At 74.8% G+C, this 18,588-nt stretch carries 22 protein-coding genes; 12 read left to right on the forward strand and 10 right to left on the reverse strand.

Annotated features, from left to right (window positions below):
• Positions 1-46: 46 nt before the first annotated feature.
• Complete coding sequence (mgtE, locus tag MTO91_RS18380; RefSeq protein WP_405416208.1) at positions 47-1,372, forward strand: magnesium transporter; 1,326 nt, start codon at positions 47-49, stop codon at positions 1,370-1,372.
• Here mgtE and MTO91_RS18385 read toward each other — a convergent pair.
• On the reverse strand, positions 1,336-2,424 hold the full coding sequence (locus MTO91_RS18385) for a TerC family protein (RefSeq protein WP_357439668.1): 1,089 nt from the start codon (positions 2,422-2,424) through the stop codon (positions 1,336-1,338). The two genes, mgtE and MTO91_RS18385, sit on opposite strands and share 37 nt — an antisense overlap.
• 299 nt (positions 2,425-2,723) lie before the next feature.
• On the reverse strand, positions 2,724-3,866 hold the full coding sequence (locus MTO91_RS18390) for an SDR family NAD(P)-dependent oxidoreductase (protein WP_476652058.1): 1,143 nt from the start codon (positions 3,864-3,866) through the stop codon (positions 2,724-2,726).
• Between the two features lie 122 nt (positions 3,867-3,988).
• Here MTO91_RS18390 and MTO91_RS18395 point away from each other — a divergent pair, with 122 nt between their 5' ends.
• Positions 3,989-4,393 carry a MerR family transcriptional regulator gene (locus MTO91_RS18395; RefSeq protein WP_476652059.1) on the forward strand — a complete coding sequence of 135 codons (405 nt, stop codon included), beginning with the start codon at positions 3,989-3,991 and terminating at the stop codon, positions 4,391-4,393.
• Here MTO91_RS18395 and MTO91_RS18400 read toward each other — a convergent pair.
• Positions 4,390-4,662, reverse strand: coding sequence for a hypothetical protein (locus tag MTO91_RS18400; protein WP_226357961.1), 273 nt, complete (start codon positions 4,660-4,662; stop codon positions 4,390-4,392). The two genes, MTO91_RS18395 and MTO91_RS18400, sit on opposite strands and share 4 nt — an antisense overlap.
• A gap of 206 nt (positions 4,663-4,868) precedes the next feature.
• Between MTO91_RS18400 and MTO91_RS18405 the strand changes: the two genes are divergently transcribed.
• On the forward strand, positions 4,869-5,051 hold the full coding sequence (locus tag MTO91_RS18405) for a YegP family protein (protein WP_178374004.1): 183 nt from the start codon (positions 4,869-4,871) through the stop codon (positions 5,049-5,051).
• Positions 5,052-5,347: 296 nt separating this feature from the next.
• Complete coding sequence (locus MTO91_RS18410; RefSeq protein ID WP_346106005.1) at positions 5,348-6,163, forward strand: sigma-70 family RNA polymerase sigma factor; 816 nt, start codon at positions 5,348-5,350, stop codon at positions 6,161-6,163.
• A gap of 40 nt (positions 6,164-6,203) precedes the next feature.
• On the opposite strand, the gene MTO91_RS18415 is transcribed toward MTO91_RS18410, so the two are convergent.
• The gene (locus tag MTO91_RS18415) at positions 6,204-7,001 is read right to left on the reverse strand and encodes an SDR family oxidoreductase (RefSeq protein ID WP_476654920.1); all 798 of its coding nucleotides are present in this window, start codon (positions 6,999-7,001) and stop codon (positions 6,204-6,206) included.
• A 277-nt stretch (positions 7,002-7,278) separates the two neighbouring features.
• Here MTO91_RS18415 and MTO91_RS18420 point away from each other — a divergent pair, with 277 nt between their 5' ends.
• The gene (locus tag MTO91_RS18420) at positions 7,279-7,638 is read left to right on the forward strand and encodes a TraR/DksA family transcriptional regulator (RefSeq protein WP_208824327.1); all 360 of its coding nucleotides are present in this window, start codon (positions 7,279-7,281) and stop codon (positions 7,636-7,638) included.
• A 64-nt stretch (positions 7,639-7,702) separates the two neighbouring features.
• On the opposite strand, the gene MTO91_RS18425 is transcribed toward MTO91_RS18420, so the two are convergent.
• Entirely contained in the window at positions 7,703-8,281 is a 579-nt protein-coding gene (locus tag MTO91_RS18425; protein WP_476652060.1) for a type 1 glutamine amidotransferase domain-containing protein, read from the reverse strand.
• 158 nt (positions 8,282-8,439) lie between these two features.
• On the opposite strand from MTO91_RS18425, the gene MTO91_RS18430 reads away from it, so the two are divergent.
• Entirely contained in the window at positions 8,440-8,922 is a 483-nt protein-coding gene (locus tag MTO91_RS18430) for a winged helix-turn-helix transcriptional regulator (RefSeq protein WP_405416192.1), read from the forward strand.
• Positions 8,919-9,446: a PaaI family thioesterase gene (locus MTO91_RS18435; protein WP_208824322.1), complete on the forward strand. Its 528-nt coding sequence runs from the start codon at positions 8,919-8,921 to the stop codon at positions 9,444-9,446. Before MTO91_RS18430 ends, MTO91_RS18435 begins: the two co-directional genes overlap by 4 nt.
• Positions 9,447-9,452: 6 nt before the next feature.
• Here the strand turns inward: MTO91_RS18435 and MTO91_RS18440 are convergent, their stop codons facing one another.
• The 5 genes from MTO91_RS18440 to MTO91_RS18460 all read right to left on the reverse strand — a co-directional run bounded on the left by MTO91_RS18440 (position 9,453) and on the right by MTO91_RS18460 (position 13,204).
• A complete protein-coding gene (locus tag MTO91_RS18440; RefSeq protein WP_405416188.1) occupies positions 9,453-10,013 on the reverse strand; it encodes a hypothetical protein in 561 nt (186 codons plus the stop codon).
• A 184-nt stretch (positions 10,014-10,197) separates the two neighbouring features.
• A complete protein-coding gene (locus MTO91_RS18445) occupies positions 10,198-10,566 on the reverse strand; it encodes a nitrile hydratase accessory protein (RefSeq protein WP_405416186.1) in 369 nt (122 codons plus the stop codon).
• Positions 10,563-11,150 (reverse strand): nitrile hydratase subunit alpha, encoded by a 588-nt coding sequence (gene nthA / locus MTO91_RS18450; protein ID WP_405416183.1) that lies wholly within the window; start codon positions 11,148-11,150, stop codon positions 10,563-10,565. The genes MTO91_RS18445 and nthA overlap by 4 nt, the downstream gene beginning before the upstream one ends.
• Positions 11,147-11,869, reverse strand: coding sequence for an SH3-like domain-containing protein (locus MTO91_RS18455; protein WP_476652061.1), 723 nt, complete (start codon positions 11,867-11,869; stop codon positions 11,147-11,149). The genes nthA and MTO91_RS18455 overlap by 4 nt, the downstream gene beginning before the upstream one ends.
• Positions 11,870-13,204, reverse strand: coding sequence for an MSMEG_0569 family flavin-dependent oxidoreductase (locus MTO91_RS18460; protein ID WP_476652062.1), 1,335 nt, complete (start codon positions 13,202-13,204; stop codon positions 11,870-11,872).
• Between the two features lie 293 nt (positions 13,205-13,497).
• Here MTO91_RS18460 and MTO91_RS18465 point away from each other — a divergent pair, with 293 nt between their 5' ends.
• The 5 genes from MTO91_RS18465 to MTO91_RS18485 all read left to right on the forward strand — a co-directional run bounded on the left by MTO91_RS18465 (position 13,498) and on the right by MTO91_RS18485 (position 18,587).
• A complete protein-coding gene (locus MTO91_RS18465; protein ID WP_178374012.1) occupies positions 13,498-14,016 on the forward strand; it encodes an MSMEG_0572/Sll0783 family nitrogen starvation response protein in 519 nt (172 codons plus the stop codon).
• 161 nt (positions 14,017-14,177) lie between these two features.
• Positions 14,178-15,350, forward strand: coding sequence for an MSMEG_0568 family radical SAM protein (locus tag MTO91_RS18470; RefSeq protein WP_476652064.1), 1,173 nt, complete (start codon positions 14,178-14,180; stop codon positions 15,348-15,350).
• 3 nt (positions 15,351-15,353) lie between these two features.
• Positions 15,354-16,880 (forward strand): MSMEG_0567/sll0787 family protein, encoded by a 1,527-nt coding sequence (locus MTO91_RS18475; protein ID WP_405416176.1) that lies wholly within the window; start codon positions 15,354-15,356, stop codon positions 16,878-16,880.
• Entirely contained in the window at positions 16,877-17,743 is an 867-nt protein-coding gene (locus tag MTO91_RS18480; protein WP_357439688.1) for a carbon-nitrogen hydrolase family protein, read from the forward strand. Before MTO91_RS18475 ends, MTO91_RS18480 begins: the two co-directional genes overlap by 4 nt.
• Position 17,744: 1 nt before the next feature.
• Positions 17,745-18,587 (forward strand): carbon-nitrogen hydrolase family protein, encoded by an 843-nt coding sequence (locus MTO91_RS18485; protein ID WP_357439691.1) that lies wholly within the window; start codon positions 17,745-17,747, stop codon positions 18,585-18,587.
• Position 18,588: the final 1 nt, after the last annotated feature.

Genomic DNA, 18,588 nt, shown 5'->3' on the forward strand with positions numbered 1-18,588 from the left:
ACTCCCGCCGCTGCACGCGGCAGGCCCCGGCGGCAGGATCACCCGCATGGAACGCTGGACCGATCTCGTCGAACGCCACGACCCCGCCGGAGTCCTCGACCGGCTCGACGGACGGCCCGCCCACGAGATCGCCGACGCGCTGGCCCGGATGGAACCGGTCGACGCGGGCTGGGTGTTCCGGCTGCTCGGCAAGGACCGCGCGCTCGACGTGTTCGAGGAGCTCGACCCGGTCGACCAGCAGGAGCTGCTGGCGGGGCTGCGCGACGACGCGGTGACCGCCCTGGTCGAGGACATGGACCCCGACGACCGCGCCCGGATGCTCGGCGAGGCGCCGGCCAAGGTCGCCAACCGGGTGCTGGCCGGGCTGTCGGCCGGGGAACGGTCGATGACCGCGGCGCTGCTCGGCTACCCCGACGGCTCGGTCGGGCGGGTGATGACGCCGGAGACCGTCGCCGTGCCGCTGCACAGCAGCGTGACCGAGGCGCTGGCCGTCGTGCGGCGCAAGGGCGCGCAGGCCGAGACGGTGTACACCCTCGCCGTCACCGACGCCGGGCGCCGGGTGACCGGCACCGTCTCGCTGCGCGACCTGGTGCTGGCCCGGCCGGACGCCGCCGTCGCCGACCTCGTCGACGACGGGGCGCCGCGGGTGCGGGCCACCGACGCCGCCGAGGACGCCGCACGCCTGATGGGCGAGGCGAACCTGCTCGACCTGCTGGTCGTCGACTCGGAGGACCGGCTGCTGGGTCTGCTGACGATCGACGACGCCGTCGAGATCCTGGAGCGCGCCGACACCGAGGACGTCGCCCGCCAGTCCGGTGCGGCGCCGTGGTCGGGCCACTACATGTACGTGCGGGTCTCGAAGCTGGCGCGCACCCGCGCGGTGTGGTTGGCGGTGCTGCTGCTCGCCGCGGTGCTGACGGTCAACGTGCTGCAGATCTTCGAGGACGCACTCGAGCAGGTCACCGCGCTGGCGCTGTTCATCCCGCTGCTCGTGGGCACCGGCGGCAACGCCGGTGCCCAGTCGGCGTCGGCTGCGGTCCGGGCGATCGCCGTCGGGGAGGTGCGCCTGGCCGACCTGCCCGCCGTGGTGTGGCGGGAGCTGCGGGTCGGGCTGCTGCTGGGCACCCTGCTCGGTGCGCTGGGGCTGGCCGTCGCGTCGCTGCTGGTCGGGATCCAGGTCGCCGTCGTGGTGGCGGTGACTCTGGTGGCGATCTGCGGCTGGGCGGCGACGGTGGGCGCGACGATGCCGTTGCTGGCCCGCCGGGTCGGGATCGACCCGGCGGTGGTGTCCGCTCCCCTGGTCACGACGCTCGTCGACGCGACCGGGCTGCTGATCTACTTCTCGGTCGCCCGGGTGGTGCTGGGGATCTGATCCGCGTCCACGGTCGCGTCGTCCGCGCCGTCGGTGTCGGGTCCGGCGACCTCCGGGGCTGCCGGGTCGGCCGCGGCGCGGCGCCGGGAGACGATCAGGCTCGCGACGGCGGCGACGGCGATCGTCCCGGTGATGACCAGCAGCGACAGCCAGATCGGCACCTCGGGCACCGGCACCGGCTGCCCGTCGTTGATGAACGGCACGTTGTTCTCGTGCAGCGCGTGCAGGGTGAGCTTCACGCCGATGAACGCCAGGATCACCGCGAGGCCGTGCGCCAGGTAGATCAGGCGCTCCAGCAGGCCGCCGATGAGGAAGTACAGCTGGCGCAGGCCGAGCAGGGCGAAGGCGTTCGCGGTGAACACCAGGAACGGCTCCTGGGTGAGACCGAAGATCGCCGGGATCGAGTCGAACGCGAACAGCAGGTCGGTCAGCCCGATGGCGACGATGACCAGCGCCATCGGGGTGAGGAGCCGCTTGCCGTCGACGCGGGTGACGAGCTTCGCGCCGTCGTACTCGGTGGAGGTGGGCAGCACCTTGCGGACCAGGCGGATCAGCTTCGAGTCACCGGCGTCGGCCTGCTCGTGGTCGTCGGAGGACATCGCCTCGCGGATCTGGGACCAGGCGAGCCAGAACAGGATGACCGCGAACAGGTAGAAGACCGCGACGAACTGCTCGATGATCACCGCGCCGACCGCGATGAACGCACCGCGCATGACGATCGCGATCGCGATGCCGATCAGCAGCACCTTCTGCTGGTGCACCTTCGGCACCGCGAAGCTGGTCATGATCAGCAGGAAGACGAACAGGTTGTCGACCGACAGCGCCTTCTCGGTCAGCCAGCCGGCCATGTACTCGCCGCCGTACTGCCAGCCCGAGAAGACGCCGACACCGACGCCGAACAGCAGGGCGATCGCGATGTAGCCGGCCGACCAGATCGCCGACTCGCGCAGCGTGGGCTCGTGCGGGTCACGGGCGTGCCCGACGAAGTCGAACACGAGCATGCCGGCGACGACGGCGAGCGTGGCCAGCCACACCCAGAGGGGAACGTTCACGGCGGGGTCCTCCAGCGCAGGTAGGGGCGCTGAAGGTCTCCTCCGCCCGCCGCGGTGACCGCGGTGGACCGGCGCAACCGGGACCGGCTCGGGCCGGTGCCGTGATGACGGCGACGCCGTGTTCGGGAGTACTCCCCTTCGACTGTGCAGAACGCTAGGGCATGGCCCAGGGTTCCGACAGTGGGGGGTACGCGAGCCTCGTCACATCGGTCCGTTTCCGCCGATGACCTCCCGGGCGGGCGGCGCCGTCGTCGTGGGCCCGCAGGGTGGCCGCGGGACCGGCGAGCGTGGCGCGGTCCTCAACCCGCGGCGAGCCGGACGGTCGCGGCGTCGCGGGCCGGCTGCACCGGACGCGGGGCGGCGGGCAACCTGCGGACGGCGGCGCGGGCCGTCGCGGAGGCGGCCGCCCGCGCGGCGGCCGGGCGGACCGGGGCGGCCCCGGTCCCGGTCCCGGTCCCGGCCGGACGGGTCACGACGGGCAGCGGGCCGGTACCCGACACGCGCGGCGCCGGGAAGGTCGCGGCGGCGACGTGCGCGGGCCGCGCCGGCTCCTCGGGCAGGACCGGCGGCACCGGCGTCGCCGGGCCCACCTCGTGCACCGTGACAGCCGGCTGCCGGGCCGGGGCGGGCGCGTCACGGAACGGCGTCGGGACCGGCGACGGCCGGGTGTGCCCGCTCCCCCGCTCCAGGCGCTCGCAGCGCTCCCGGCCCCGGCCCGTCACCCGTGCGGCCAGCCGCAGCGCGGTGCGCGGTGCCTCCAGGTAGCCGACCAGCGCCCGGTACACCCAGCCCGGCGCGGACAGCGTGCGGCCGCGGGCGAGGTCGTCGAGCGAGCGGCGCACGACATCGCGGGGGTCGAGCCACAGCGGGCCCTGCGGGTCGTCGTCGGTCCGGATCCGGCCCGCGGCGACCGCGGTGACGGTGACGCCGGTGCCGTGCAGCAACGCCGCGACGGTGTCGCTGAACGCCAGCACCCAGGACTTCGACGCGCCGTAGGCGTTGCCGCCCGAGGCCAGGTACCCGGCGAAGCTCGCGATGTTGAGCACGCCGCCGCGGCCGCGGGCGGTCATCGCCGGGACCGCGGCGCGGGTGAGGCGCATCAGGGCCGTCACGTTGAGGTCGATCTCGCCGGTCAGCGCCTCGACCGGCGCCTCGGCGAAGACCGCGTCGGTCTCGACGCCCGCGTTGTTGACCAGCAGCTCGATCGGCAGGTCCCGGTCGGTGATCCGGCGCTCGACGGCGGCCAGCCCGGCCGGGTCGGTGAGGTCGGCGGGCAGGATCTCGACGATGGCGCCGGTGGCGCGGCCGATCCGCTCGGCGACGTCGGCGAGGCGGGCGGCGTCGCGCGCCACGAGGACGACGGACCATCCGCGCTCGGCGAGCTCGTGGGCGTAGACGGCGCCGAGCCCGCGGCTCGCTCCGGTGACCAGTGCAGTCGGCATGTCGACGACGCTAGGGACGGTTCGCTGTGGCGCCCCTGAGAAGGCCCGCCCCGCTGAGAGCCCGCTGAGACCGGCCCCGCCCCGGCGGTACGGTCGGGGCCGCACGGTCGAGGGGAGGTGGTGTGGTGCAGCAGATCGGTGAGGTGGCCACGCGTGTCGGGCTGTCGCTGCGCACCATCCGGCACTGGGACGAGCTGGGGCTGGTCACGCCGTCGGCCCGCAGCACCGGCGGCTTCCGTCTCTACACCGAGGACGACGTCGAGCGCCTGCGGTTCGTCAAGACGCTCAAGCCGCTCGACCTCGGCCTGGACCAGACCCGCGCGCTGATGGCGGTGATCGACGGTGCCCGCGCCGACCTCGACGCGGGCCGCCCGGTCGGCGACGACGCCCGGGACCGGCTGGCGCTCTACCGCACCGCCGCCGAGTCGCGGATCGAGGCGCTGCACGCCCGGATCCACGGGCTGGAGCTGCTCTCCCGCGAGCTGCGGGCGCTGTCCGAGCCGCGGACCGGCGACGCGGACGACTAGCGCGGCGACGGCAGTCCGCGCACCGCGCCGAGGTCCTCGGGCACGTCGACGTGGCGCCACAGGTCGTCCAGCCCGGTCAGCGGGCGGTCCGGCAGGGCGGCGTCGAGCACCTCGTGCAGGCGGGCCCTGGCGTCCTCGGCGCGGGCCGCGGCCAGCAGCGCCGCACGGGGCACCGGACCGTGGCCGAACAGCTCACCCACGAAGTCCAGCACCTCGACCCGGGTGACCGGTACCCGATCGGGGTCGGCGGGACGGTCGTCCTGACCCATGGCACCCTCCTCCACCCGCCGGGTCCGCCCGGCACGTGCACCGGCCGGACCGTCGGAGGACCGGACTCTACCCTCACACGCCGGGAGGGTTGCCCGGCCCGCCCCGACGAGGGGCACACTCCGTTGCCCGTCGCAACGCCATCTGGGCTGACGTGCGCGGCCATCCACACCAACCAGCGGTGGTCGATCAAGCCGAGGAGGCCCCTGTGGCAGGCAAGTTCGAGGTGTACGAGGACCGGGGCGGGAAGTTCCGGTTCCGGCTGAAGGCGAGCAACGGGCAGGTCGTCGCCGTCGGCGAGGCCTACGAGAGCAAGTCGGCCGCCCACAAGGGCTGCGAGGCGGTCCAGCGCGCCGCCGAGGGCGCCACCGTCGTCGAGACCGACGCCTGAGTGGACCTGCCGGGGCCGGTGTCGCGGCCCCACCGGCAGCCCGCCGGACGCGTCCGCTCCGAGACGGGTCGGAACGCCTCCGGCGGGTGGTCGCACACGGTCGCACACCGGACCTGAACCGCACCGCGGTCCCCCCGCCCGGGGTTGTGGACCGCCCGGACCGGGGTTACGGTCGGGCTCCCGGCACCGGGCACGCAGGACACCGCCGACGCGGTTCCGCCCGTCCACCGGTCCACACGAGATCCGTTCAACCGTGCAGCGGACCCCGCACCTGCCATCGGCGATTGCGAGGGACCATGCGAAGTCCCACTCTGCCCACCCGGCCCGCGACGACCTCCCGCGACGGCCGACGGGGCTACGACGACCTGATCCCCGATCTCGACCAGCTGGCCGGGACCCCGCCGGGCACGCCGGGCCGCGATGCATTGCGCGAGTACGTGATCCGCGAGTTCCGTCCACTCGTGCGCAACCTGTCCCGGCGCTTCGCCGCCCCCGGCCGGGGTGTCGAGGACATCGAGCAGGCCGGGATGCTCGGCCTGGTCAAGGCGGTCGACCGCTACGATCCGTCGTCGGCGACCGGCGGCCCGCTCGGCTACCTGGTCCCGAGCATCCGCGGCGAGATGAAGCGCCACCTGCGGGACTACTCCTGGGCGGTGCGGGTCCCGCGTGACCTGAAGGAGCTCGCCGTCACCGTCGGCCGGGTCGCCGACGAGATGGGGCAGCGGCTCGGTCGCCCGCCCCGCCCGTCGGAGATCGCGGCCGAGGTCGGCGTGCCGGTCGGCGAGGTCGTCGATGCGCTCGGCGCGCTGGAGTCGCACCACGCCAAGTCCCTGGACGCGCCGGTCGGCGACGACGGTTCCGGTGAGGGCCTGTCGCTCGCCGAGCGGATGGGCTCCGACGACCCGGCCCTGGACCTCGCGGCGCACGGCCCCGGGATGCGTGCGGCGCTCAACGAGCTGCCCGAACGGGAGCGTCGAATGCTGGTCCTGCGCTTCTACGGCGACCGGACCCAGTCCCAGATCGCCACCGAGCTGGGCATCTCGCAGATGCACGTCTCGCGGCTGCTGTCACGGACCCTGGCGCGGCTGCGCGAGCGGCTGGCCGACGACTGAGGAGCCCCGCCGTGCCGCCGGCGCGGCGGGGCCCGGACGCTCAGCCCGGCAGGGTCTCCCCGCCGACCGGTGCGAGCACCTCGCCGGTGTAGTACGACGACAGCCGCGGCGCCGCGAAGAACACGAAGGACGGCGCGATCTCGTCCGCGGACGCGGGACGCCCCATCGGGGTCTGCTCGCCGAACCCGTCGACCTTGTCGGGCGGCATCGTCGCCGGGATCAACGGCGTCCACACCGGACCCGGGGCGACGCAGTTGACCCGGATGCCGCGGGGGGTCAGCGACTGCGCGAGCGAGTAGGTCAGCGACTGGACCGCGCCCTTGGTGGCCGAGTAGTCGATGAGGCTCTTGTTCCCGCGCAGGCCGTTGATCGATCCGGTGTTCACGATCGCGCCGCCGTCGGGCAGGTGCTCCAGGGCCGCCTTCGTGACCCGGAAGTAGCTGTGGATGTTGACCTCGAAGGTCCGCAGCCAGGCGTCGTCCTCGATGTCGGTGAGCGCGTCGACCGGTTCCTGGGTGGCGATGTTGTTCACGACGGTGTCGAGCGCGCCCAGCTCCTCGACGGTGCGCCGCACGATGTCGGCGCAGTGCGCGGCGTCCCCGAGGTCACCGGGAAGGGTCAGGCAGCGCCTCCCCTCGGCGCGGACGAGCCCGGCGGTGTGCTCGGCGTCGTCGTGCTCCTCCAGGTAGGCCAGGGCGACGTCGGCGCCCTCCTTGGCGAACGCGACGCACACCGCGCGCCCGATGCCGGAGTCACCACCGGTGACCAGGGCGACGGTGCCGGCGAGCAGGTCGCGGCCCTGGTAACCGCGCATCTCGTCGCGGGGCACGGGGTCCATCGCACCGGTCTCACCGGGCGGGGTCTGCTGCTGGGCGGGCGGGCTGTCGGACACGGGGCTTCCTCTCGATCGGTCCGTGACCGGCGGCGGGACGAGCCCGTCGACGGGCCGGGACGGTGTGCCGGCGGGCGACCGAGGGGGACCGCGGCCGCACCCGTCGGCCACGCCGCGCCTACCCGCGTCGCCCGGGGCGAAACGGCGTGCGTGTGCGCGCCCGCCGGTGGGGTAGTCCGGTCCCCGTGCGGCCGTCCGGTCGCGCGGCACGAGAGGAGACCCGATGGACGCGCAGCGGGCACGCACCCTGCTGACCGAGGAGCTGGACCAGCTGGAGGACAGCTCGGCGGTGACCGAGCGGCCGGCGCCGGGTGACGACCGCGTCGGCGAGGGTCTCGACTTCGGCGACGAGGGCTCGCGGGCCTACGAGACCATGGCCCACGACCTCGACGAGAACACCCGCCGGGCCCGCACCGCGCGGGTCCGGGCAGCGCTGACCCGTCTGGACAAGGGCGAGTACGGACGCTGCGACGTGTGCGGCGAGCAGATCGACGACGAGCGGCTGGAGGCGCGCCCCGACACCGACCGGTGCCGCGACCACCCCGAGGACGCCGCACAGATGGCCGGCCCCGTCGAGGGCTGACCCGGACGCCGACGGGCCCGGCACCCGTTCGGGGTGCCGGGCCCGTCGGCGTCGTGCGGGCGGGTCAGGCGGTCGCACCCTCCGGGTGCACCGGGTGCTTCCCCTCGGCGAACTCCTCGATCAGCTTCGCGCAGAACGCGTCGAGGTCGTCGGGGTTGCGGCTGGTGACCAGGCCCCTGTCGTTGACGACCTGCTCGTCGACGACGGTCGCGCCCGCGTTGCGCAGGTCGGTCCGGATGCTCGGGAACGACGTGAGGGTGCGGCCCTTCACCACGTCGGCCTCGACCAGCGTCCACGGGCCGTGGCAGATCGCGCCGACCGGCTTGCCCGCCGTGAAGAAGGCCTTCACGAACGCCACCGCGGTGGCGTCGGCGCGCAGGTTGTCCGGGTTCACGGTGCCGCCGGGCAGTACCAGCGCGTCGTAGTCGTCGGCGGACACGTCCGCGACGGCCCGGTCGACGTCGAGCTTCTCGTCCGGGTTGATGTCGGCCGACATCGACTGGATCGGGTCCGTGGACAGCGAGACCACCTCGACCCGGGCGCCGGCCTTCTGCAGCTCCTCGCGGGGCTGGACCAGCTCGACCTTCTCCACGCCGTCCGCGGCCAGGATCGCGACGGTCCGGCCCTGCAGTTCGTTCGCCACCGTGGGTTCCTCCTCGGTCTCGTGCTCGTGTGTTGTCCCCTCCCGACTTCCCGCTGTGCGCACGATCAATCGCGCACGACGGGACCGGGCACTGTCGCCGTCCGCCGCGCCGGGCTACTCTGCCTCCTGAGTAGCGCAGCGATACCCAGGAGGCGGGGATGGACGCACGGACGGCGGCGGCGTCCCAGGTGTGCTCGGTGGCCCGCACCGCGGCGCTGCTGGCCGACCCGTGGACGGTGCTGATCGTGCGCGACCTCGGCCGCGGGGTCGCCCGCTTCGACGAGCTGGCCCACGGCCTGGGCGTCGCGCGCACCGTCCTGAGTCGGCGGCTGTCCGAGCTGGTCGGCGACGGCGTCGTCGAACGGGTGGACTACCGCGAGCCCGGCGCCCGGACCCGCGCCGAGTACCGCCTGACCCGCCGCGGCCGCGACCTGGGCGTGGTCCTGGCCGCGCTCATGGACTTCGGCGACCGGCACCTCGCCGGCGACGCCGGCCCGCCCGTGGTCCGCGTGCACACCGGCTGTGGTGCCCCGGTGCGCCTGATGAGCGTGTGCGCCGCCGGACACCGCCTGGGCCGCGCCGACGACGTCCACCTCGAACCGGGCCCCGGAGCCCCCGTCCCCGAGCAGGAGCCACGATGACCTCCGCAGCAGAACCCACGACCGGCCCGGCCACCGCCACGCGCCGCCGCGAGCACGAGTGGACCGACCCGATGGTGCTCGCCGCCGCCGCGTCCGGTCTGGACGGACTGGAGTACCTGCGCCGGATCGTCGACGGCCGCCTCCCCGGGGCGCCCATCGCGAGCCTCGTCGGGTTCCGGGCCGTCTCCGCCGAGCACGGGCGCGTCGCGTTCGCCTTCGAGCCCGGCGAGCACCAGTACAACCCGATCGGCTCGGTGCACGGCGGGGTGTACGCCACGCTGCTCGACTCCGCCTGCGGGTGCGCGGTGCACTCCACGCTCCCCGCCGGGACCGGCTACACCAGCCTGGACCTGTCGGTGCGCTTCCTGCGCCGGATCACCGTCGACACCGGCACCGTGACGTGCACCGGCCACGTCGTGCAGGCCGGGCGCCGCACCGCGCTGGCCCGGGCCGAGCTGACCGACGCCGGGGGCCGGCTACTGGGCGAGGCCACGTCGAGCTGCCTGATCCTGCCCGGCGGCTGAGCCGTCTCAGCGCGGCGCGACCGGGCCCTGGGTCGGCGCGCTGCCGGAGCGGTCGGCGCGCTGCGCGGCCTCCACACAGGTCGCGGAGCGGACCGCGCCGGCCGCGTCCGGGCCGGTGGCGTAGAGCGACGGCCCGGGGAGCCCGGGGGTGAGGGCGCGCGCGTCGTCGGTGACGGCGGCGAAGCCCTGCCGCCCCCACACCCAGACGGCGCGGTCCCCGGCGCCGCGCAGCGTGCCGGTGATCGGCGCCGAGACGAACGTGAGGTCCCCGTCGGTCGCGGTGAACCGGTCGGCGCCGGGCACCGCACCGACCGGGAGCGCACCGGACAGCGCGTCGACGAGGGTCCCGCGGGCAGGGGTGCACGAACTCAGCGCGGCGGCCGGGTCGTCGACGGCGAGCCGGGCGAACTCGGTGGCCGGGTCGATCTCGCGGGACGCGCGCGCCTCCCCCGGCGCGACGAGCGCGCCGAACCCGACGACGACGGCGGCCAGCACTCCGGCACCCACCAGCAGGACCCCGGCACACCAGGCGACGGTCCGCAGGACCACCGACCCGGATCCGCTCATGACCCCAATCTATCCGCGCATCGGGGCATCGGCCCCGCGAAGACATGATCGGTTATCGAGCGGTGACACCGGCCGGGTCGCGCACGGCCCCGTTCGGGTCGGCCCGGTTCCGTTCCGCATTCGCGTGGGGTAGTGCGCGGAATGCGTCCACCGCACCATTCCGTCACCACGGGTGGACGTTCTCCTACCGGCCGTGACCGTGGCCGTGCCCATGGCCGTGACCGGCGTGGTCGTGCCCGGCGTGGTCGTGCCCGGCCGGGCGGGCGGCGAGGCCCGCGGCCCGGATGGACACGTCGGCCCCGCCCAGCCGACCCGCGGCGACGAGCGCGTCCTCGCAGGCGGCGAGCCAGCAGCCGTAGTAGGGGGCGGCGGGGTCGGCGGCGATCCGCGCGACCAGCCGGTCGCGGAAGCCGTCCCAGGTGAACACCCCCGCCTCGGCGAGCGCGACGGCCAGCCCGAACGCGCGTCCCTCCCAGGGCGCGGTGAACACCAGCTCGCCGTTGGCGCGCGGCGGGGCGGCGGGGCCCGCGACGTCGAGCAGCGGAGCGCTCACGACGGCTCCACCGCCTCGGCGACCCCGACCATCGCGTCCCGCCCGACCAGCCCGGCGAGCTGCTCGGCGGTGAGTCCGTCGGTGCCCGCGGGCCGGCGCGGCAGCACCAGGTAGCGGACCTCGGCCGAGGAGTCCCACACCTCGATCCGCCGCTCCGGGGGCACGTCGAGCCCCATCTCGGCGAGCACGGTCCGCGGCTCCCGCACGACCCGGGCGCGGTAGGCGGGGTCCTTGTACCAGCTCGGGGGCAGCCCGAGGACCGGCCACGGGTAGCAGGAGCACAGCGTGCAGACCACGACGTGGTGCACCTGCTCGGTCTGCTCGAGCACCACCATGTGCTCGCCCTGCGGTCCGGTGAACCCCAGCGAGGCGATGGCCGCGGTGCCGTCGCGCAGCAGCCACTCCCGGAACCGCGGGTCGGTCCAGGCGCGGGCGACGACCGCCGCGCCGTTCAGCGGGCCGACGTCGCGTTCGTAGGTGCGCACGAACCCGTCGACGACGGCCGGGTCCACCAGCCCCCGTTCGACCAGCAGCTCCTCCAGCGCCGCGGTGCGCAGCGCCGGACCGGGATCGTCGTCGGTCATCGTGGCTCCAGGTAGGACTCGAACAGGTCGGCGTGCACGGTGACGTGCGGGTCCGCGCCGGGGCCCCACACGTCCGGCGCGGCGAACGCGACGGTGTACACGTGCTCGGGGTGCTCACCGGCGAACACCGCGTGGGTGTCGGGCAGTACGTGTGCGGGCCGCACCGCGGTCACGGCGCCGGGCGTCCCGCGCAGGTAGCGCGGGAGCTTGCACGGCCCGCGGCCGACCGGGCCCGCCGACGGTGCGGGCGGAGCGACGTCCGGGGGCTCGCGGCGGGCGCGGACCGGGTCGCCGGGGGCGAAGCGCGGCGCGGCGTCGACGGTCCGCAGCGACCCGGGCGCGGTGGGCGCGTAGTCGGGCTTCGCGACCGGGGGGTCGGCCGGCTCGGGCACGTCCTCGCCGCGACCGCGCCGGGCCCGTGCCTCCACCGCGCCGCGCGCCAGGACGCCCGAGTCGACGAGCATCAGCTCGGCGGCGTGCAGCCAGCGGCCGTAGTAGCCGTCGTCGAGGTAGCGGGCGCGGTCCAACCGGGACAGTGCGTGCCGGAACGCGTCCAGGTTGCGCCCGGAGATGCGACCCATGGTCAGCGCGGTGAGCGCGAAGGCCCGGCCCTGCCACGGCTCACCGAAGGGCGGTTCCGGCTCGACGTCGGCCGGCGCCGTGACCCACCCCCAGCCGGAGGCGCCACCCAGGTCGGACGGGTCGACGGGATCGTCCACTCAGGACCCCAGGGCGAGGACGTTGCAGACGTCGCCGCGGCCGCCGGTCGAGGTCAGGCCGCGCTGCGAGCGGATCCGCTCGGCGAGGAACGTCGCGTCCGCGCCCACCCCGGAGAACCGCCCGGACCCCCAGGTCCACTGCCAGGGCAGACCCAGGAAGAACAGCCCGGGGACGGCCGTCGCGCCCCGGCTGTGCACCGGCGAGCCACGGCCGGTGAACACCCCCAGGTCGATCCAGGAGAAGTTCTGCCGGAACCCGATGCACCACACCACGGAGGTGATCCCGGAGCCGTCGAGCGCCAGCTCGGTGACCTCGCGCTCCGGACGCCACACCGGGGTGTAGCGCTCCTCGACCGGCGCGTCGACACCCTGCTCGGCGATCCAGCCGTCGATGGTGTCCTTGATGGACTCACTGACCTCGTCGGCGTGGTCCAGTGAGGACTCCAGGTCGGGGGCGAAGGTGAGCCGGCCGCCCGCGTGGTCGGTCAGCGCACCGTAGAGCTGCATGCCCTCGGCGGCGAAGCGACGCAGGTCGATGTCGCGACCGCCGTCGCGCCCGGTGACGTAGTGGTTGGCCTGGGCGCGCACGGCCTCGCGGCGCGGGTGCCGGGTCACCGGCATCCGGTAGTAACCCATCTCGTCGAGCCAGTCGGTGACGTCACGGCCCCGGTAGAAGCGAGCCACCCGCGGCGCGTGCCCGACGACGAGGTGCACCCTGCGCCCCTCCAGGTGCAGGTCCTCGGCGATCTGGGCGCCGGACTGCCCGGACCCGACCACCAGCACCTCCCCCGGCGGCAGCTGGCCGGGGTTGCGGTAGTCCTGGGACCCGATCTGGGTGATACCGGCCGGCAGCGGCTCGGACAGCGGCGGGGTGAGCGGCGTGTGGTACCCGCCGGTGGCGACGACGACCTGGTCGGCGGTGCACGTCCCGGCGGAGGTCTCCACCACGAAGGTCCCCCGGTCGTCACGGTGCAGCCGGGTCACCGCGACACCCTCGACCAGCGGCGGGTCGACGAAGGCCCGGTAGGCCTCGAGGTAGTCCACGATCTCGCTGCGGACCATGAACCCGTGCGGGTCCGGCCCGGCGTAGGGGAAGTCCGGCAGGTCGCACTGCCAGTTCGGCGTGACCAGGCTGAACGTGTCCCAGCGGTGTCGCTTCCAGGACGACGCGACGACGTCGCGCTCGAGCACCAGGTGGTCGATGCCGCGCACGTCCAGGCAGCGGCTCATCGACAGCCCCGCCTGTCCGCCGCCGACGACGACCACCGTCCGGTGCTCGCCGTCGAGCTCGGTCGGCGGAGTGCGCCGGTCCTCGCGCCGGATCACCGCGGTCATGGGGCCTCCTCGTGGGGGATCAGGGGAACGGCCCCACGGTCGACCTGTCGTATTACCGAATCGTGTCGTTCGGACGACGGGAACATTGCCCCGTGTTACGCAACACGACGGTCACAAAAGGCTGATCCGGAATTGTCGTCGTAGTCCGCTCTCAACGTTCCGGCAACAGATCACTGGTGTCGTAGTGCTCGCCGGAAACGGTGGGACCCGATTCCATCGCATTCTCCCTACCCCGGCGCTCCCACGCACCCGTATTCCCGGCGTGGATCCGTCACACCACGAGGAGTATCCCCATGACCAGCGCCGAGCTGTCCGACGTCGAGAAGAAGAGCCTCGAGGAGATCCCGCACCCCTCGCTGCCCGAGGGTTCGAGCATCTACGGCGGCACGAAGGTCTTCCCGGACCTGCAGGCCGAGGACGGCGAGACCTACTTCACCTTGGTGCACGGCATCGCGCACGAGTCCTCGGTCAGCTTCGTGGCCGTGCTGCAGGCGACCCGTGCGCTGCGCAAGGGGTTCGAGTCGGCCATGTACTTCTACGGTCCGGGCTCGCTGAACTGCCTGGCCACCCGCGGCTTCCCGACGACCGGCACGTCCGCGTTCCCCGGCGAGCACAACATCAACGACCAGCTCAAGACGTTCATGAGTGAGGGCGGCAAGGTGTTCTGCTGCCGCTTCGGGCTGTCGCTGCACGGTGCCCGTGAGGAGGACCTGATCGAGGGCGTCATCCCGACGCACCCGCTCGACGTCCAGGACGCGCTCATCCACTACGCCCGCAAGGGCGCGATCATCAACTCGACGTACCAGCTCTGAGGACACGGCGGGACGCCACCGCGTCCCGCATCCGCACCGAGATGCAGCTCAGGGCGCCGCGTCGTCCGTCGCGGCAGCCGTGGGCTGCATCTCGGCGCGGGCGGGTGCGCCGGTCGCACCCCGCCGTACCCGGCCCGTCACATCCCCGGAGGTCCGTCCGCATGTCCGCACCGTCCCGTACCGAGCCCGGTCTGCGGGCCCGCGCCGAGCTGGCCGTCCGCGGCGTGGGGCTCGACCCCGACACCGGGCCCGACACCGCATCCGGCACCGGGCCCGAGCGCCCCTCCGGCGTGACCGACCTCGGGTCGGTCATCCCGCTGCGCCGCCCCGGCGGGGCCGGGCCGTCCGCCGACGGTCACGTGCTCGTCGACGGGCTGGCGACCACGGTCCCGATCGTCGCCGACTCCCCGTACCGGCTCCGGGACGGACGGCTGCTGCGCCGCGAACCCGGCGGCGGCGTGACCGACATGGGCGTCGCCGTCGACACCGTCGCCCGGCCGGCGTTCTACGACCTCACCACCGCCGACGGCGTCTCCTACGAGAAGATCGCCCGGCTGCACGGCGACGACGTGCTCGCCTCCACCGTGGTCCAGACCTGCGTGCGCTACGGCGAGGCCGACCGCTGCCGGTTCTGCGCCATCGAGCAGTCCCTGGAGTCCGGCGCCACCACGGCGGTCAAGACACCCGACCAGCTCGCGGAGGTCGCCGAGGCCGCCGTCCGCCTGGACGGGGTGCGCCAGATGGTGCTGACCACCGGCACCTCCAACGGTCGCGACCGCGGTGCCCGGCACCTGCTGCGCTGCGTGCGCGCGATCCGCGAACGGGTCCCCGGGCTGCCGATCCAGGTCCAGTGCGAGCCGCCCGCCCCCGACGACCTCGGCGTGCTCGCCGAGCTGGCCGCCGCGGGCGCCGACGCGATCGGCATCCACGTCGAGTCCCTCGACGACGACGTCCGCCGCCGCTGGATGCCCGGCAAGGCCACGGTCCCGCTGTCCCAGTACCGGGCGGCCTGGGACGAGGCCGTGCGGGTGTTCGGCCCGAACGCGGTGTCGACCTACCTGATCGTCGGCCTCGGGGAGGACCCCGACGAGCTCGTCGCCGGCGCCGCGGAGCTCGTCGCGGCCGGGGTGTACCCCTTCGTGGTCCCCTACCGGCCGCTGCCCGGCACCCTCGCGTTCGCCGACGGGGTGCCCGCTCCCGACCCGGACCTGCTCGCCGACGTCACCGGCCGGGTCGCCGCGGTGCTCCGCGCCGCCGGGATGCGCGGCGCCGACCAGGCCGCGGGCTGCGCGGCCTGCGGGGCGTGCAGTGCGCTGTCGGCGACGGGGGGCTGAGCCATGAGCACCACCGACCCCCGCCCCCGCTTCGTGAGCGGGGCACCCCGTCACCTGACCCCCGTCCCCCGCTGGATCGCCGACGAGCTGCTCGGCGGCCGCCCGGTCGCCGGCACCGACACCCCGCCGGTGACGATCCGCGAGGCCCGCGCCGACGACGCGGGCGACTCCGGCGTCGCCGGGTACCGGGCGCTGCGCCGCGCGGTGTTCTGCGTCGAACAGGGGCTGTTCCCCGACCGGCCCACCGCCGACCTCGACGACCACGACGCCGATCCGCGCGTCGTCGTCCTGCTCGCCCACGACGTCGACGGGACCCTGCTCGGCGGGGTGCGCCTCGGCCCGGCCCGGGCGGCCCACACCGACATCGGGTGGTGGACCGGCAGCAGGCTGGTCGTCGCCCCCACCGCGCGACGCCGCACCGGGGTCCGCGTCGGGGCGGCACTGGTCCGCGCCGCCTGCGCGCGTGCCGAGGCCGCCGGCGTCCTGCGTTTCGACGCCGACGTCCAGGCCGCGGGTGCGGTCCTGTTCGACCGGCTCGGCTGGACCCGGGTCCGCGACTGCGAGGTCGCCGGGGCCCCGCACGTCACGATGCGGTGGCCGGTGACCCGCGTCCAGGACCTCGTCGTCGCCACCAAGGCACCGCTGGGTGCGCTGGTCGGCGGCCTCGGCCCGGCCGGGTTCGTCGGCGACGACGGCGCCCCCGTGCCGGGCACCGACGTCGTGGCCTGCTGCGACGCGATCGTGCCGGCGATGGTCGAGCGCGACCCGGAGTGGGCGGGCTGGGCCGGGGTACTGGTCAACGTCAACGACCTCGCGGCGATGGGTGCCGCCCCGGTCGGGCTGCTCGACGCCGTCGGCGCCCGGGACGCCTCCTTCGCCCACCGCGTGCTGAGCGGGGTACGCGCGGCGGCCGACGCCTACGGCGTCCCGCTGCTCGGCGGGCACACCCAGCTCGACGTGCCCGCGGCGCTGTCGCTGACCGCGCTCGGACGCACCGACCGCCCCGTCCCCGCCGGTGGCGGGCGGCCCGGGCACCGGGTGCGGCTCACCACCGATCTCGGCGGCGGCTGGCGGCCCGGCTACACCGGACGCCAGTGGGACTCGACGACCTCGCGCACCCGCGCCGAGCTGGCCGCGACCGTCGGCGCCATCGGTCCGGACGCACCGCACCGCCCCGCCGCGGCGAAGGACGTGTCGATGGCCGGGCTCGCCGGCACCCTCGGCATGCTCGCCGAGGCCTCCGGCGTCGGCGCCGTCCTCGACGTCGCCGCCGTCCCCCGGCCGGACGGCGCCACCGCGGGCGACTGGTTCACCTGCTTCCCCGGGTTCGGCCTGCTCACCGCGGACGACCCCGGCGCACCCGCCCCCGACGCGGGCCCCGCGGTCTCCGCCGAGTGCGGCGAGCTCGTCGCCGGTGCCGGGGTCCGGCTGCGCTGGCCCGACGGCGAGCAGACCGAGGCCGTCACCGCGGGTGTCACCGGCATGGGCCGCGCCGGCGCCCCCGTCCACCACCCCGAGGAGATTCGATGACGCCCACGACGTTCGGCGCCGCCGCGCAGGGCTTCGTCCGCGACCTCGACGAGGACTTCGCCCGCATCGCCGCCACGATCGACCGGGCCCGCGCGGCCGGGGTGCAGGTACTGGCGCTTCCCGAGGCGGCGATGGGCGGGTACCTGTCGTCGCTGCACGACGTGCCCGGCACCCCCGCCGACCGCCCGCCGCAGCTGGACCCGGACGGGCCGGAGGTCCGGCGGCTGGTCGCGCTGGCCGGGGACATGGTCGTCGCGGCCGGGTACTGCGAGACCGGGGACGACGCGTCCGGCGGGCGGCCCTACAACTCCTGTGTCGCCGTCACCGGGGACGGGATCCTCGGCCACCACCGCAAGGTGCACCAGCCGATCAACGAGAACTCCAGCTACGCCGCGGGTGACCGGTTCGCCGCGTTCGACACGCCGTACGGCCGGACCGGCATGATGATCTGCTACGACAAGGCGTTCCCCGAGGCGGCCCGTGCACTGGCCGACGACGGCGCCCGGACCGTGCTGTGCCTGTCGGCGTGGCCGGCGTCGCGGACCAACCGTGCCCCGGTCCTCGCCGAGGACCGGTGGGCCCGCCGCTTCGACCTGCACGACCGCTCCCGGGCACTGGAGAACCAGTTCGTCTGGGTCTCGGCCAACCAGGCCGGTACGTTCGGCGACATGCAGCTGGTGGCGAGCGCCAAGATCGTCGACCCGGGGGGCGAGGTGCTGGCGACGACCGGCAGCGAGGCCGGACTCGCCGTCGCGACCGTCGACGTGGACGCGGAGGTGGACGCGGCCCGCCGCGTGATGGGGCACCTGCGTGACCGCCGTCCGGCGACCTACGGGCCGGGCCCGGTCCGCGCGGGGGTGTGAGGTGCGCGTCGCCGCGGCGGCCGCGAACTTCACCCGCGACGTCGCGTTCGACCTGGAGCGGATCGGTGTGATCGTCGCGCACGCCCGGGAGCAGGGCGTGAGCGTGCTGGTGCTGCCCGACGGAGCGCTCGGCGGCTACGTGCACGACCTGCGCAGCCCCGATCCCGCCGACCCGGACGACGGCGCGGTGCTGCCGCCCGAGCTCGACCCGGACGGCCCCGAGGTGCGCGCGGTCGCCGCGCTCGCCCGGGAGATGGTGGTGTGCGTCGGGTTCTGCGAGGCCGGCCCCGAGCCGGGCGTGCGGTGGAACTCCGCGGTCTGCCTGACCGGGGACGGCGTGCTCGGCAGGCACCGCAAGGTGCACCAGCCCGCGGGTGTCGCCGGGCTGTTCGCCGCCGGGGACGGGTTCACCGCGTTCGACACCCCCGCCGGGCGGATGGGGATGCTCATCGACCACGACAAGACCTTCCCCGAGTCGGCCCGCTCGCTCGCGCTCGACGGCGCGCAGCTGCTGGCCTGCCTGTCGGCCTGGCCGACCTCGCTGACCAACCGGGCCCCCCGGATGGCGCAGGACCGCCAGGCCCGGCTGTTCGACCTCTACGACCAGTCCCGCGCCGCCGAGAACCAGGTGCTGCTGATCTCGGCGAACCAGAGCGGGCGCAACGGCTCCCTGCACTTCCTGGGCCGGGCGAAGGTCGTCGGGCCGGGCGGGGACATCCTGGCCCGCACCTGGTCCAAGGGCGGGCTCGCCGTCACCGACGTCGAGCCCGACGAGATGATCGCCTCCGCCCGCGCGGTGCTGCACCACCTCAAGGAACGCCGACCCGACCTGTACCGGGGCTGAG

The sequence above is a fragment of the Pseudonocardia sp. 2-7 genome (assembly GCF_056341085.1).